Origin of the sequence: Streptomyces sp. NPDC059832, assembly GCF_042731715.1 — a bacterium.
In the GTDB taxonomy this organism is placed as follows: domain Bacteria; phylum Actinomycetota; class Actinomycetes; order Streptomycetales; family Streptomycetaceae; genus Streptomyces.
Genome location: NZ_JBHWIY010000019.1, coordinates 96,827 through 112,206 on the forward strand (window position 1 = coordinate 96,827; position 15,380 = coordinate 112,206).

Sequence of the window (15,380 nt, forward strand, 5' to 3'; positions counted from 1 at the left end):
GTTGCCGCACTCGACCGCGTCGGCCTCCCGCACGGTGAACGGGCCCGGGGAAGGGTCGCCGGGACATCGCGGCGTTGTGCCGTCAGGGCACCACCCCTGCCCGATCGTTGCCCTCGCGTCTCTGCTGCACGGCCGCGGGGACGGCCTAACGTCGCATCGTGACCACATCTGCCGAACTCGAAACGCCTACGGTGACGGTGTCGCCCGGCACCGAAGCGACGACGACACTGACCGTGCGCAACGACGGCGACATCGTCGAGGCGTACACCCTCGAAGTGGTCGGGGACTGCGCCGCTTGGAGCACCGTCGAGCCGGCGCGCGTGTCCCTCTACCCGGGCACCTCCGAGGTGGTGACCGTACGGCTCGCGCCGCCGCGGTCCCACGAGGTACGGGCCGGCGAGATGCCCCTGGGTGTCCGCGTGCTGCCCACGGAGCACCCCGAGTCGGTGGCGGTCCCCGAGGCCACGGTGATCGTCGGGCCCTTTCACGAGCTCCGGGCGGAGCTCGACCCGCGCCGGCGCTCCGGCTGGCTGGGCGCCCGGTACCGGACCTCGGTGCAGAACAAGGGGAACACGGCGGTCGATGTCGCTCTCAGCGGCAAACAGGCCGGGGAGGAACTCCGCCTGGCCTTCACCCCGGCCCAACGGCGTCTGGAACCGGGCGAGTCCGCCGAGGTGGGCCTGCGGATACGGGCCCGGAAGCTGATCTGGTTCGGCAAGCCGGTCGTCTGGCCGTTCGAGGTCGAGGCCGCCGAAAGCACCGAACGGGACACCGACAGCGAGCAGTCCGGCCGGTCCGAGGCACTGTCCGGTGAGTTCGCGCAACTGCCCGTACTGCCCAGGTGGCTGCTGATCGTCCTGGCCGCGCTGCTCGCGCTGCTGCTCGCGTGGTTCGCGCTGGTCCGGCCCGCGGTGCGGAGCACCGCGAAGCAGGCGGCGCACGAGGCCGCGCAGGAGAAGACGCCCCCCGGCGGGCAACAGGGTTCGGCGACAGGGGGCGGCACGGGCGACCCGACCGGGGGTCAGGGAGATGACAAGGGGCAGGGCAAGCCGAACGCGTCCGGAGGCTCCGGCTCGGGCGGTTCCAGTTCGGGAACGGGCGGGGGAACGGGCGGCACACAGCAGAGCTCGGCGACGATCGATGTGCAGACCGGCTCCGGGGCCAAGAAGAACGGGACGTACCGGGTTCCGAAGGGGAAGGTATTCGGCATCACGGACATCGTGGTGGCGAACTTCCAGGGCGACGAAGGAGTGCTGACCATCTCCTTCGGGGAGCGGAAGATCACCACCATCGCTCTGGAGACCTTCCGGAACCAGGACTACCACTGGGTCACCCCCATCGAGATTCAGGAGAACGACACGGTCACCGCGTCCGTGACCTGTGCCAAACCCGGCACGCCGGCAACCGGAACTCAGGCCTCCGGTTGCCATCAAGTACTCAATGTCAGCGGTGTACTGAGCGATCTCGCACCGTAGAAACAAAGTGCCCGGCCTCCTGCTTCCCCCACAGGGGATGAGAACAGCAGAAATCCCGACCGAGGGAAACCCGGCTTGCCGGTCTTTGGCAGCTTCCTTCTCCTGTGCACATGAGAGGCCATCCGGGCCGTCCGGGTTCCGCGATGTCGGCAGTGGGTGAGGAGCTTTCGGCCACCGGCCTCTCGGAGACCTCCGGAAGGGCACATGGCCCGGTCAGGGATCAGATTCGGTCGCCCGGTCCCGAGCGGATGGCCGGTGCTCGCGAATTCTGGCTGATTCCTGTCCGTTCCCCTGCCGGTGGACGTCTTCCGGAGATCCGCAGTACACCTTGCTGTCACACGATCGGAACGGGAAATGCGGCGGTCGCCGCGACCGGTCCGCAAGGGGAAGAATTTCCTGTCCCACGGGTGCCCGGGAAGGCAGCACCCTTGCCCCGTGCCCAGGACCTTGAGACCTACTGTCCGCCACAACCGCCGAGGAAGACTCGGCGGCGAACGAACGACCACGCGAAGGAGCGAGCATGCCGTCGTACCTCACCCCCGGTGTATACGTGGAGGAGGTGCAGTCCGGAGCGCGGCCCATCGAGGGAGTCGGCACCGCGGTCGCAGCCTTCGTCGGTTTCGCGGAGTCCGGCCCCTTCCACCAGCCGACGCTGGTGACGAACTGGGACCAGTACGTCCAGACCTTCGGTACCTTCACCGCCGACACGTACCTGACGCCCGCGGTCTACGGCTTCTTCGCCAACGGTGGCGGCGCGGCCTACATCGTGCGCATCGGGGGCCCCGCGCAGGACTCGGAGCAGGGATCGGCCGCCGAAGTGGCCCCGCCCGCCGCCATCGGGGGATTCCTGGTCTCCGCACGGCCCGGAACGAGCGGAGACCTCTCTGTCGAGGTCGCCGACGCCGAGGGCGAGAACGTTCCGGAGGACCGGTTCCGGCTGCTGGTGCGGCAGGCCGGCAAGGTGGTGGAGACCTACGACGTCTCCACCCGCAAGAACGTCAAGGGCTATCTGGTCGCCCAGACCCGCCAGTCCAAGCTCATCCAGGTCACCGAGCAGCCCGGCGCGGCCCAGACCCGCCCCGAGAACCAGACCCTCGCACTCGCGGCCACCGCCGCCGCTCCCGGATCCGGTGTCGCACGGCTCGACCCGGCCGAGTACGTCGGTGACGCCGCCGCCCGTACGGGCTTCGCGGGCCTCGAAGCGATCGACGAGATCACCATGGTCGCCGTTCCGGACCTGATGAGCGCCTTCCAGCGCGGCGACATCGACGCCGAGGGCGTCAAGGCCGTTCAGCTGGCGGTGATTTCGCACTGCGAGCAGATGGGCGACCGGGTCGCCATCCTGGACACCCCGCCGGGCATGAACGCCCAGCGCGTCCGTACCTGGCGCAACGACGACGCCGGATACGACTCGCGCTACGCGACCGTGTACTACCCGTGGGTCAAGGTCTTCGACCCGGCGACCGGCCAGAACTCCCTGGTGCCGCCGAGCGGCCATGTGGCCGGCGTCTGGGCGCGCAGCGACGGCGAGCGCGGTGTGCACAAGGCCCCCGCCAACGAGGTCATCCGCGGTGCGCTGGACCTGGAGATCCGCCTCAGCAAGGGCGAGCAGGACCTGCTCAACCCGATCGGTGTCAACTGCGTGCGCGCCTTCCCCGGGCGCGGTATCCGGATCTGGGGCGCGCGCACCCTCTCGTCCGACCCGGCCTGGCGCTACCTCAACGTACGCCGCCTCTTCAACTACCTGGAGGAGTCGATCCTCCTGGGCACCCAGTGGGTGGTGTTCGAGCCGAACGACGACCGCTTGTGGTCGAGCATCCGGCGCAACGTCACCGCCTTCCTCACCGAGGAGTGGCGCCGGGGCGCCCTCTTCGGCCGCACGGCCGAGGAAGCGTTCTACGTCAAGTGCGACCGCGACAACAATCCGCAGGAGTCGATCGACCTCGGCCAGGTCGTGTGCGAGATCGGCGTGGCCCCGGTGAAGCCCGCGGAGTTCGTGATCTTCCGCCTCGCACAGTTCTCCGACAGCACCAGCCTCGTCAACGAGTGACCCAGCAGGGTCCGCAAACGGAACAGGTGACACAGAGTCATGGCAGAGGGCGACGCTCTTTCCACCCACGTCTTCGGCGTGCAGCTCGGCGGCTATCTCGTCGAGTCGATCCAAGAGATCAGCGGCCTGACCGTCGAGGAGGAAGTCGTCGAGGTCCGTCAAGTGACCGCCGAGGGCAAGCAGATCATCCGCAAGCAGCCCGGCGCACGCCAGGCGGGCGAGGTGACGATCACCCGCGGACTCGACAAGAGCAGTGAGTTCACCAAATGGATCAAGGAGACGCTCAACAACGGGGCCGTCGACACCGCGCGCCAGAACCTGACCATCGAGATCAAGGACTCGAAGGGTGAGACGGTCCGGCGCATCCAGTTGATGCAGGGCTGGGCCAGCAAGTGGGAGGGGCCCTCGCTGAAGGCCGGCGAGTCCAGTGCGGCCACCGAGTCGGTGACCATCACCTTCGAGGAGATCGTGGTCGAATGAGGCGTAGGACCGTTACGTCGGGCGGGCTCGACGAAGTCCTCGACAGCCTCGCGTCCGCCCCGCCCGCCGCACGCGAGGAGGCGGCTCCCGCACCGCCTTCGGCCCGGGACCGCGACCGTGACCAGATGGATCTGCGTACGGAGTTCGAGTTCGAGCTCCCGCGCGGTTACGTCGACGACGAGGGCCGGGTCCATCGGAGCGGCTCGATGCGGCTCGCGACGGCACGGGACGAGCTGCGCCCGCAGATCGACCTGCGGGTGAAGGAGAACCCGGCGTACCTGTCCGTGGTGCTGCTGAGCCAGGTGATCACCCAGCTCGGCACCATCACCGATGTGCACGCCGGGGTCGTCGAGCGGATGTACGCGACGGATGTGGCGTTCCTCCAGGACTTCTACCGCCGGATCAACAGCGAGGGCCACACGCACGCCGCGGTGACCTGCCCGCTGTGCCACGGGGCGTTCGAGGTGGACCTCTCGGGTGGGCGCCTGGGGGAATCGTGACGTACGCGCTTCCCCGATTGCGGGAGGAGATCGCGTACGTCGCCTACCACTTCCATTGGCAGCGAGAGGACATTCTCGACCTCACCCACGGCGAGCGTCAGGAATGGGTGCGGGAGATAGCGCGGATCAACACCCGCGTCAACGAAGGCGGGTGATCGTGTGGGGATCGGAAACTGGCTCCGCCGGGGGGACCGGCAGCAGCCCGGAACGCCGCCCCGGGGCGGGGCCGGAACCGACACCGGGCACGCTCCGGAACCGGAGGCCGACCGGAGCGACAGCGGGGCCGGTCAGCGGAACGGCGTCCGGGGCGGGGACTGGGACGGCGGCTGGCGGCAGGTCGCGCCCCCGACGGTGACCGTCGCCCGGTCTTCGATCGGGGTGAGCGACGGACTGCGGTTCAGGGACGGCCTCGCCTCGTGGCAGGACCTCGCCTTCGGGAGCGAACTCGGCCATGCCGTACTGCCGTCCGCGCCGGTGGGCCTCATCCATGGCGTCGCCCGTCCGGGCGGCGCGCGTTCCGAGTCTCCCGGTGGACCGCTGCTGTTGCGTGCCGCCCGGACCGGAACGGACGAGGAAGCGGAACCTGCTGCGGGCCTGCCGTCCGCCGCAGCGGGCACCGCGGCCGGCAGGGGCAGGGCGGGCGGGAAGCCGGCCCCGGCGACTGCAACCGTCCAGCGGGCGAGCCGGACGGTGTCCTCCCGTCCTTCGTCCGCCCCTGCCTCGTCCGCCCCTACCTCGTTCTCCCGCTCCTCGTCCTCCCGTTCCTCCGGGAGCGGGGCACCGGAGCAGCGGACGGGCGGTGGCCGCACAACCGCTCCGGAAGCCACGGCGGAGGCGGCCCCGGCGAAGGGCACGGCGCCCGCCGCGGCTTCGAGTCCGGCCGCCGCGTCGGCGTCGCGGCATCCTGTGGGCGCCCCGTCGGCACCGGTTTCGCTTCAGCGGGCCCGGCCCGTGGCCGTACGTCCGCGGCGGACCGCCCCACCCCTGATCATCGCCAGGCGTCCGGCGATGGCACTGCGGCACATCGCCGGGATCCTGCCGGCCACGACCTCCGCATCGGCCACTCCCGTCACCACCACCGCCGCTGTGCAGCAGGGCGCGTCGCAACAGACCGCGCCCGCCGGGCCGGACGCCGGCACCGACCGTCCCACCGCCGCACCGGTGCGTCCCGCCCTGGGCAAGCCCCTGAAGGAACTGCCCACCGGGGCCCTACCGTCAGGTCCGGCAGCGCGGAGCGAGGTCGTACCGTCCGCCCCGGAGGGGCAACAGACAGCGGCCATGCCCGTACTTCAACGCCAGACAGCGGAGACGGAAACCTCTCCGGCAACCCCTTCGGCGACCTCTCCGGCAACCTTTCCGGCAGCCCCTCCGGTGACCGCGCGTCCGCCAGAGGCGGCGAAGCCGTCGGCGCGTCAGCCGTCGTCTCCGGAGCTTCGGTCCGCGGAAGCCAGGTCTGCAGAGGTTCGGGCCCCACAGCCGCCACAGCCCGACCGGTCCGGCTCTCCGGCTCGTGCCCGGGGCGGGATCGGTACCCCCCTTCCCTCGCTTCCGCCGACGGCCAGGCTCCGTAACGACGCTCCGCTGCTCGGCGACCGTCGTGGGCCTCAGCCGGGAACCACGGGCCCGCGGCAAGGCGCGACGCCGACGGGGGAGCCCGGGGCGCCCCCGCCCTCCGTGCCTGCCAAGCCGATGTCGAAGCTCCCTGACGAGCCTTCCGCGATGCCGGTGCGGACGCCCCCCGTGCCTGCCCGGCCCGATACGTCCGCACCGCAACCCGCAGTTGTCCAGCGCGCGGCGGACACCACGCGTCCGAGCACCCCCATCAGCACCCTTGCCCCCGCCGCTGCCGTTGCGCCGGTACGTGTCCGGAGGATCACCCCGGAGCGGGGGACGGGACGGACATCCGGCCCCGCCGCGTCGGCGGCGGGGCAGATGCCCGCCGTCCAGCGGTCGCGTGGCCTGCTCGCGGGCAGGGCCCTGAAGGTGAGCACCGGCTCCGGCGAGGGCTTCTCGGCGCCTGCGTCAGGCAGCGCGGCCCGGCCGGTCGTGGCAGCCACCTGGCGCCGTGATGGCCGGCAGCCGGCGTCCGGCGTGCCGTCGCCGGGTACCGGGAGCACGCGGACCGGGGAGCACCGGACGCCGCCGGGTACCGCACCCGGGCCGGCACTTCCTCACCCGAGCACCCGCCCCTCCGAACCCGCTGCGCCGCACCGGACACGTGCGACCGGCCAGGGGCTGACGCCCGGTGGGCCGACGCCTGGGACTACGGCGCCCGGGGCTACGGTGTCTCGGACCACGGCGCCTGGGACTACGGTGTCTCGGACCACGGCGCCTGGGACTACGGCGCCTGGGACTACGGCGCCTGGGACTACGGCGCCCGGGACTACGGCGCCTGGCGGAACCGTCCAACGTCTCGTGCCCGGGAGCCCGTCGCCCGGCACCACGCGGAGCGGGACGCAGTCCGGCCGGACGCCTGCCGGTGACCCCACTCGCGTTCCGGGGACCGGGGCCGGAGCCGGGGCCGGACCAGTGAGCGGGGCCCGCGTCGGCGCCGACCGGCCGGGTCGCGGACCGGGGGTCGGCGGCTCGCTCCTGCGGCTCGTGCAGCGCTCGGTACGCGGCGGCGCGACCACGCCGCCGTCCCGTCCCGACGCACACCTGCCGGAGCGGAGCCCCGTGGAGTCGGGCTCCGCCCGCCGCCCCGGAACGCTGCCCCTGCCACCACGACCCACACCCCCGACCGTGTACGTGGCCCCCTCCGCACCCCCGTCCGCACCGTCCGCCGCACAGCCGGTTCCGGTCGTGCGTCCGCATCCGCCCGCAACGGACCGGCCGGGAACAGCAGCTGTGCCCGTGCAGCGGATGGCGTTTCCGGTAGTGGCGGATTCCGGCGCTGCCATGGCCACCGGACCGGCGGCCGGAGCCGGTACCCCCCTTCCCGGACCACCGGGCCTTTCGGTACGGGTTCCGCAACGCCCACCTGCTCCGGGCGCCGGAGCGGGCGCCTCCGGGGCCACGGCCGAGGTGCTCCAGCGCGCGGCGGCCGACGCCGGAATCACCGGTGTTCCGGTGAGGGCGGCCCCGGTGAAGCCCGCCGCGCCGTCGGGAAGGACCGGCCCGGCCGGATCGGCCGACTCGGCCACCGCGGACGCTCCGCCCGCGAACCGGGTCACCGCGGCGGACATCGAGGAACTGGCCCGTCGTCTGCTCGATCCGGTGAGCCGGCTGATCCGCGCGGACATGCGCAGAGGACGGGAACGTACCGGACGGTTGTACGACGGGCGCCGCTGACAGCGGCCCGAACAGCTGGACACGGCACGGCACTTGGAAACAGCAGAGAAGAAGAGAAGCACATGACGGACAACATCTTCGCGACGAGCGTCTTCTTCAAGCTCGTCATCGGCGGCAGCGACCTGGGGGCCTTCCACACCTGCTCGGGCCTGGGCGCCGAGGTGGAGATGGAGCAGTACGCCGAGGGCGGCAACAACGGGTTCACCTGGCAGCTGCCGGGGCGGATCACCTGGACCAACATCACGCTGACCCGCCCCGTCACCGCCGACACGCTCAAGATCGCACGGTGGCTGAACGAGACGATCCAGCGGGTCGAACCCAAGGACGGCGAGATCGTCGCGCTCCGTCCGGACCTCAGCCGCATCATCAGCTGGCAGGTGCAGGGCATCGTGCCGGTCCGCTGGCAGGGGCCGTCCTTCGACCCCGCCAGTTCCCAGGCGGCGATCGAGACGCTGGAGATCGCACACGAGGGCCTGGAACCGTCCTGATGGGTCGTCACATTCCTTAGCAGGTACAGGTAGCAGAGAAGATCGGGAAGGAGGAGCGCAATGTCACCCGCTGTCCGTACGAGCCGTGCTCGCGCCCAGCTGACCATCATGGAACCGCCGGCGACCGTCGGTGCCAAACCGGGCGGGACCCTCGCCCGGCTCACCTTGCAGTTCAACCCCGCCAAGCTGTCGCTGAGCAAGAGCACCGAGTGGCGGCGCACGCCGTCCCGGATGGCCGGGCAGTCCGCGCTGCCCGAATTCGTGGGCAGCGGGCCCCGGGCGCTGTCCCTGGAGGTCTTCCTGGACTCCACGGCCACCCACGACAACTCGGTGGAGAAGGCCGTGGAGCAGCTGATGACGGCGTGTGTGCCCACACCGAGCAGCCTGGCCCGCAAGACACCCGCGAGCCCCTGGGTCCGCTTCGACTGGGGCACGTCGAAGACCACCTCGTTCGACGGTGTGCTGTCCAACCTCTCCGTCTCGTACACCCTCTTCGACGTCGACGGGAAGCCGCTGCGCGCCACCTGCGCCCTGTCCATCGAGGAGGCGAGCGTGGATCCGGCGGGCCAGAACCCCACGTCCGGCTCGCGGGAGGCGCGTCGTACGCACCGGGTCGTCGCCGGGGACAGCCTGCCGCTGCTCGCCTGGCGGGAGTACGGCGACGCCACCGCCTGGCGCACGATCGCGGAGGCCAACGACGTGGACGACCCGATGCAGTTGATTCCCGGCAGGGAGCTGGTCGTGCCCGGACTGGAAGACCACGCTCCGGAGGGCAGCCGATGACCGCCGCCGGCCGCTCCTTCGCCGCGGATCCGATCGTCGAGGCCCCCGGCGAGCTGCCACCCGCCTGGGCGGCCCAGCTGGTGAGCTGCGTGGTGGACGAGAACGTCGGCCTGCCGGACACCGCCGTGCTGACGTACCGGGACCCCGATCACAAGCTGCTCACCGCCACCGGGATGACCATCGGCACCCCGCTGAAGATATCCGTGGTCACCGTGCAGGAGCGGGTGCGCGAGCGGCTGTTCACCGGTGAGGTCACCGCGGTCGAGCTGGACAGTGACACCACCGGTTCGTTCACGGTGGTCCGAGCCTTCTCCAAGGCCCACCGGCTCCAGCGCGGACGGAAGGTGGTGGCGTTCCGCAACATGAAGACCGCGGACATCGTCCGCAAGGTCGCCGCGGGCGCCGGGCTGGCCTGCGGAAGGATCGAGGCCGCGCCCATCACGTACAAGCAGCTGACCCAGCCCAATGTCTCGGACTGGGAGTTCCTCCAGTACCTCGCGGGCGAGAGCGGTGCGCACGTGCGGGTGGACGACAAGGGCCTGTTGCAGTTCGTGAAGCCCAAACCCGCCGCGTCGGCCCCCTCGCCGGCCACCTCCGCCACCCGCCACCCGATGGTCCTGGAGTACGGACGCAACCTGCTGGCCCTGCGGGCCGTGCTGACCGGTGCGGACGGGGCGGACAGTGTGGAGGTGCGCGGCTGGAACGTCGACACCAAGACACGGCTGGTGGCCCGCGAGCAGTCCGTCCGCAGCGACACGGTGTCCCCCGGGATGAGCCCGTCGCTGGCGGCCGGGGCGTTCGGCCCGAACGCCCGGATGACGGTCACCGACACTCCGTACCGGACCCAGGCCGAGGCCAGGGCCGTGGCCGGTTCGGTGGCCGCCTCGGTGAGCTCCGGGTTCGGTGAGATCGAGGCGGTCGCCGAGGGCAATCCCCAGCTGCGGGCGGGGGAGCCGGTGGCCCTCGGCAACGTCGGACCGGCGTTCGCCGGGCGCTACACGGCGACCGCCGCGCACCACGTACTCGAACCGAACGGCGGCTACCGCACCACCGTGCTGGTCAGCGCGGCGCCCGACCGCTCGCTGGCGGGACTGACCAGCGGCTCGAACGCACCCTCGCGCGGCCCGCGCATGCCGGGTCTCGCGATCGGCGTGGTCACCGACATCCGCGAGGGCAAGGCCGAACGCGGCTGGGTCCGGCTGAAGTTCCCCTGGCTCGACGACACCTATGTGACCGACTGGGTCCGTACGGTGCAGTGGGGCGGTCAGGGCGGCGGCGGGGTATTCAGTCCCGAGGTCAACGACGAGGTGCTGGTCGGGTTCGAGCAGGGGCTGCTGGACAGCCCCTATGTGCTCGGAGGCCTCTACAACGGAGTGGACAAGCCCTCGCCCCACGACGTCCCGCTGGTCGACCCGACCAGCGGCAAGGTCAACCGCCGTTCCCTGGTGTCCCGCTCGGGAAACCGGCTGGAGCTTCTGGACGCCCCGCGCGGACCGTCCGGTGTCCGGTTGGCCACCGGCGACAAACGGCTCGAAGTCACCCTGGACGAGCGGCGGAACGAGATCGCGTTGACGGTGTACGCCCCCGGCGGCAACCGGGCACTGAGTTCCGTGAAGCTCTCCGCGTCCGGGATCACCCTCGACGCCGGAACGGGCGACGTGAACATCAAGGGCAGCTCGGTGACCGTCAACGGCAAGACGGGGGTCACCATCGACGGCGGGCTGCTCGGGGTGCTCAAGGCCAGACTCATCAAGATCAACTGACGGTCCGCCATCCATCCGATGCCTCCAGAAGTCCCTTTCCCAGCAAGGAGAACCCCGGCCATGCCCCCCGCAGCCCGCACGGGCGACAGCACCGCCCACGGCGGCCTCATCGGTACCCCGCCCCCGGGCGCGGTGGCCGTCGCCACCGTGCTGATCGGCGGCCGGCCCGCGGCCGTCACCGGGAGCCTGCACGTGTGCGTCGTCCCCCCGCACGCCGCACTCGGGCCGGGGAACGTGATCATGCCCAACCCGGCCGCCGCGGTCACCGGACAGGTCCTGATCGGCGGGCTGCCCGCCGCCCGGATGCGGGACAACACCTCCTGCGGCGCACCCATCATCAGCGGAGCGCTGAACGTACTGATCGGGGGCCCGGTGTGAGCGGCGGCGGATTCATCGGACGCGGCTGGGGCTTCCCGCTGCGGGTCGGCGCCACGGGCGGCATCGGCATGGTCGAGCGGGACCGGGAGATCGAAGAGGCGATCGGGCTGGTGCTCGGCACGGCGCCGGGCGAGCGGCCGATGCGCCCGGAGTTCGGCTGCGGCATCCACGACTACGTCTTCGCACCCGGTGACGGCGCCACCGCCGGGCGCATCGCGCACGAGGTCCGCACCTCGCTGGAGCGGTGGGAGCCGCGCATCGAGGTGACCGACGTGGTGATCGCGTTCGACGCCATCGAGGAGGGCACCCTGTACATCGACGTGCACTACACCGTGCGGGCCACGAACGACCTGCGCAACCTCGTCTTCCCCTTCTACACCATCCCGTCATCCGAGGGATCCGAAGAACCGGGAGTGCGCTGATGGCCCTGCCCTCACCCAACCTGGACGACCGGCGTTTCCAGCAACTCGTCGACGAGGCCAAGCGGTACGTCCAGCAGCGTTCTCCCGAGTGGACCGACCACAACGTGTCGGACCCCGGGGTCACGCTCATCGAGACGTTCGCGTACATGGTCGACCAGCTGCTGTACCGGCTGAACCGGGTACCGGACAAGAACTACTCGGCCTTCCTCGACCTGCTGGGCGTCACGTTGTTCCCGCCGTCGGTGGCACGGGCGGAGGTCGACTTCTGGCTGTCCGCGCCGCAGCCGGAGACCGTGCGGCTCCCGGCGGGCACGGAGGTCGCCACTTCACGCGGCGAGGCCGAGGAGGCAGTGGTGTTCTCCACCTCCGACGACCTGTCGATCGTGCCGAGTTCGCTGGTCCGGCTGGTCACCGCACCAGTGTCGGGCGACCAGACCGACCGCACCGCACCGCTCGGCGCCGGCAAGGACATCCCGTGCTTCCAGCCCCGGCCGGAGCCCGGAGACGCCCTGCTGTTCGGGCTGCCCACGGCCGTGCCCCGGTGCATCGTCGCCGTACGCCTGGACAGCCGGGTGGAGGGCGTGGGCGTCGACCCGCGGCAGCCGCCACTGGTGTGGGAGGCGTGGGACGGTGCCCGCTGGGTCACCTGCCAGACCGGCACCGACAGCACCGGCGGGCTGAACAGGCCCGGCGAGGTGATCGTGTTCGTCCCCGCCGGACACACCGCGTCGGTGACCGCGGGGACCCGGGCGGGATGGCTGCGCTGCCGGGTCACCGCGCCGGAACCGGGGCAGCCGTTCTACTCGGAGTCGCCGACGATCCGGGAGGCCGAGGTGTTCACCGTCGGCGGCACGATGGGCGTCGAACACGCGGAGACCGTCCTCGACGTTCCGCTCGGCAGCTCCGAGGGCGTCGCCGGGCAGAGGTTCTCCGTGAGCAGGGCGCCGCTGCTGCTGGACGGGGAGCCGCCGGTCGTCCAGGTGTCCTCCGCGGAGGGCTGGCAGGTCTGGACCGCGGTGGAGCATTTCGGCGCCTCCGCCCCGCACGACCGGCATGTGCGGATCGACGCCGTCTCCGGCGAGTTCGCGTTCCCGCCGGAGGTGCGCGAGCCGGACGGGACGATGCGCGCCTACGGTGCGGTGCCCGAGAAGGGCGCGCAGCTGAGGGTTCCCCGCTACCGCACGGGCGGCGGGGCGGCCGGCAACGTCGCCCGGGGAGCCATCTGCGTGCTGCGCAGCTCGGTGCCGTACGTGGCGGGCGTGGACAACCGCGAGGCGGCCCGGGGCGGGGTCGACGGCGAGACCGTGGAGAACGCGAAGGTCCGGGCGCCCAACATTCTGCGGGTGCAGGAGCGGGCGGTCACGGCCGGGGACTACGAGGCCATCGCCCGCGAGGCCGCACCTTCCCTGCGCAGGGTCCGGTGCCTGCCGGCCGTCGCGGGCGAGGGCGGAGCGGTACGGGTCCTGGTGGTGCCCGACGCGGTCGCCGACGAGGGCGGGCAACTGCGGTTCGAGCAGCTGATCCCGTCGGACTCCGTGCTCTCGACGGTCACGGCGCGACTCGACGAACGCCGCCTGGTCGGCACCCGGCTGTTGGTGGAACCGCCCGCGTACCAGGGCGTCACCGTGGTCGCCAGGCTCGTGACGGCCGGTGCTGACGTGGACCGGGTCCGCGCGGAGGCGGTCGCCGCGCTGTTCCGCCACATCGACCCGCTGCGGGGCGGAGCGGAGGGCACCGGGTGGCCGTTCGGCAGGCCGGTGCAGTACGGCGAGATCTTCGCCGTGCTCCAGGGCGTGCGGGGGGTGGGCCTGGTGGAGGAGGTACGGATGTTCCCCGCGGACCCGATCACCGGCAGGCGCGGGGCGGCGGTGCAGCGGATCGACGTCGCCCCGGGCGCCCTGGTCTTCTCGCACCAGCACCAGGTCGAGGTCACCGCGAGCGTGGCCGGTGACGGCTCATGACCAGAGCCGCGGTACCCGGGCTTCCCAGCCGCTACCCGATCGGCGGGCTGCTGCCCGCGCTGTACGCGGACGACGACCTGGCCCAGCGGTTCACGGCGGGCCTCGACACCGTCCTGGCGCCCGTCCTGTCCACCCTGGACAACCTTCCCGCCTACTTCGATCCGTCGCTGGCTCCGGCCGACTTCCTGCCCTGGCTGTCGTCCTGGGTGGCGGCCGATGTCGATCCGGCGTGGCCCGAGGAGCTGCGGCGGGCCGTGGTCGCCCGCGCCGTCGAACTGCACCGGTGGCGCGGCACCCGCCGCGGCCTGATCGAACACCTCCGGCTCTGCTTCGGCGTGCATGCCGATATCCAGGACGGCGGCGGCGCCACGTGGTCGTCCGAGCCGGGCGCGGCGCTGCCTCCGCCGCCGACCGGGGAACTGCTGGTGCGCGTCTGGGCGTTGCACGGAGGACCGGTGGACGCGAGCCGCGTCCGGGACGTCGTCGCCGCCTCGTGCCCCGTACACCTCACCTGCCGGGTGGAGATCCTGCCGGGCCCGCCAGACGAGACAGGAGACTGACGCGATGCGCTCGTGTCCGGCGTGCGGTACGGCCAACCGCGAGGACGACGAATTCTGCGGGAACTGCGGTTCCTACCTGGGCTGGTCCTCCCGGGCATCGCGGAACGCTCCCGCCGCCGCGGAACCGGTCGGCTCCGCGGAACCGGCGGCCCCGGCAGCCGAGCCCGCGACCCGAGTTCCGGCCGAGCCGGCGACCGGTCCCGCCCCGGAGACCGAAGCTCCCTCGGCCGGGGCCCCGCCCGCCCCGCGCCCCGAACCGCCGGCGGAACCGGCGCGGTCGCGCGCACCGGAACCTGCCGCGCCGCCGGTGGCGCCCGCACCGGCACCAGCACCGGCACAGCCTGCCCCCGTACGGCTGGAACCACCGGCACAGCCCGCCCCCGTTCGGCCGGAGCCGTCGGCACCGGAGGCGCCCGTGGTCGCGGTGCAGCCGGCCAAGCCGATCGCCCGGCGGCCCGTCGTGCGGCCCGTGGCTGCGGACGAGGAGCCGGACGGGCCACCGTGCCCGGCATGCGGCACCCCGAACCTGCCGGGACGCCGGTTCTGCCGCCGCTGCGCGGCGCCGTTGCAGACCAGGGAACAGCCGGCGCCGCTGCCGTGGTGGCGCACGGTGTGGCCGTTCCGCCGCCGGGTGAGGAGCGGATCGGGCCGGGCACTGCGGCGGACCCTGCTGGTGCTGGCGGTCGTCGGGCTGCTGTGCGCGGGCTTCCTGCTCCTGCCCGCCGGGCGCTATGTCTTCGAGGACGTACGGGACAAGCTCGGCGGCACGGCGGAGATCAGCCCGTCCGACGTCACCGCGAGCGCCCACGCTCCAGGCCATCCGGCGTCCGCCGCCACCGACGGACTGACCAACAAGTACTGGGCGGCACCCACGCTCGGCTCGTCGCTGACGTGCACCTTCGACAAGCCGTTCCGGCTGGTCGGCGTCGTGGTGTACCCCGGCGTGTCCACGGAGCCCGAAGAATTCCGGCAGGGGGCCAGGCCCACCCGGGCCGAACTGATCATCACCAAGGCGGACGGCGAGGTCCAGGAGAAGACGGTGACGCTCACCGACAAACCCGGCAAACAGACGGTACGGACCGGCATCAGCGACGTCGTCTCCGTCCGGCTCGTCCTGAAGGCCGCGTCCGGCCAGGGTGAGGGGCGGCCGATCGCGGTCGGCGAGGTCGAGTTCTTCAAGCGCACCTGAGGCCGGACACAACCCGGCGACAGGCCGGGCAGCGCCCTCG

Annotated in this window: 14 protein-coding genes and 1 pseudogene; all 15 read left to right on the top strand. The window is 72.0% G+C overall.

What is annotated here, in order from left to right:
- Positions 1-158 precede the first annotated feature (158 nt).
- Positions 159-1,475, top strand: a complete 1,317-nt coding sequence (locus ACFV8T_RS28795; protein ID WP_385333037.1) for a hydrolytic protein — start codon at positions 159-161, stop codon at positions 1,473-1,475.
- 520 nt (positions 1,476-1,995) lie between these two features.
- The gene (locus ACFV8T_RS28800) at positions 1,996-3,525 is read left to right on the top strand and encodes a phage tail sheath family protein (protein WP_385333040.1); all 1,530 of its coding nucleotides are present in this window, start codon (positions 1,996-1,998) and stop codon (positions 3,523-3,525) included.
- Between the two features lie 39 nt (positions 3,526-3,564).
- On the top strand, positions 3,565-4,005 hold the full coding sequence (locus tag ACFV8T_RS28805) for a phage tail protein (protein WP_072486912.1): 441 nt from the start codon (positions 3,565-3,567) through the stop codon (positions 4,003-4,005).
- Positions 4,002-4,505, top strand: a complete 504-nt coding sequence (locus ACFV8T_RS28810; protein WP_385333043.1) for a hypothetical protein — start codon at positions 4,002-4,004, stop codon at positions 4,503-4,505. Before ACFV8T_RS28805 ends, ACFV8T_RS28810 begins: the two co-directional genes overlap by 4 nt.
- Positions 4,502-4,660 carry a DUF6760 family protein gene (locus ACFV8T_RS28815; protein WP_266430796.1) on the top strand — a complete coding sequence of 53 codons (159 nt, stop codon included), beginning with the start codon at positions 4,502-4,504 and terminating at the stop codon, positions 4,658-4,660. Before ACFV8T_RS28810 ends, ACFV8T_RS28815 begins: the two co-directional genes overlap by 4 nt.
- 2,743 nt (positions 4,661-7,403) lie before the next feature.
- Positions 7,404-7,796, top strand: coding sequence for a hypothetical protein (locus ACFV8T_RS28820; protein WP_385333046.1), 393 nt, complete (start codon positions 7,404-7,406; stop codon positions 7,794-7,796).
- 62 nt (positions 7,797-7,858) lie between these two features.
- A complete protein-coding gene (locus ACFV8T_RS28825) occupies positions 7,859-8,284 on the top strand; it encodes a phage tail protein (RefSeq protein ID WP_383960069.1) in 426 nt (141 codons plus the stop codon).
- Positions 8,285-8,344: 60 nt separating this feature from the next.
- On the top strand, positions 8,345-9,067 hold the full coding sequence (locus tag ACFV8T_RS28830) for a LysM peptidoglycan-binding domain-containing protein (protein ID WP_385333050.1): 723 nt from the start codon (positions 8,345-8,347) through the stop codon (positions 9,065-9,067).
- Positions 9,064-10,830, top strand: coding sequence for a VgrG-related protein (locus ACFV8T_RS28835; protein WP_385333053.1), 1,767 nt, complete (start codon positions 9,064-9,066; stop codon positions 10,828-10,830). The genes ACFV8T_RS28830 and ACFV8T_RS28835 overlap by 4 nt, the downstream gene beginning before the upstream one ends.
- 60 nt (positions 10,831-10,890) lie before the next feature.
- Positions 10,891-11,208, top strand: a complete 318-nt coding sequence (locus ACFV8T_RS28840; protein ID WP_266430811.1) for a PAAR domain-containing protein — start codon at positions 10,891-10,893, stop codon at positions 11,206-11,208.
- Positions 11,205-11,630 (top strand): GPW/gp25 family protein, encoded by a 426-nt coding sequence (locus ACFV8T_RS28845; RefSeq protein WP_385333057.1) that lies wholly within the window; start codon positions 11,205-11,207, stop codon positions 11,628-11,630. The genes ACFV8T_RS28840 and ACFV8T_RS28845 overlap by 4 nt, the downstream gene beginning before the upstream one ends.
- A complete protein-coding gene (locus ACFV8T_RS28850; protein ID WP_385333060.1) occupies positions 11,630-13,591 on the top strand; it encodes a putative baseplate assembly protein in 1,962 nt (653 codons plus the stop codon). The genes ACFV8T_RS28845 and ACFV8T_RS28850 overlap by 1 nt, the downstream gene beginning before the upstream one ends.
- On the top strand, positions 13,588-14,151 hold the full coding sequence (locus ACFV8T_RS28855) for a phage tail protein I (RefSeq protein ID WP_385333063.1): 564 nt from the start codon (positions 13,588-13,590) through the stop codon (positions 14,149-14,151). Before ACFV8T_RS28850 ends, ACFV8T_RS28855 begins: the two co-directional genes overlap by 4 nt.
- A gap of 4 nt (positions 14,152-14,155) precedes the next feature.
- Positions 14,156-14,218: pseudogene (locus tag ACFV8T_RS28860) on the top strand (zinc ribbon domain-containing protein); the annotation flags it as partial.
- 348 nt (positions 14,219-14,566) lie between these two features.
- Positions 14,567-15,340 carry an NADase-type glycan-binding domain-containing protein gene (locus tag ACFV8T_RS28865; RefSeq protein ID WP_385333138.1) on the top strand — a complete coding sequence of 258 codons (774 nt, stop codon included), beginning with the start codon at positions 14,567-14,569 and terminating at the stop codon, positions 15,338-15,340.
- Positions 15,341-15,380 lie beyond the last annotated feature (40 nt).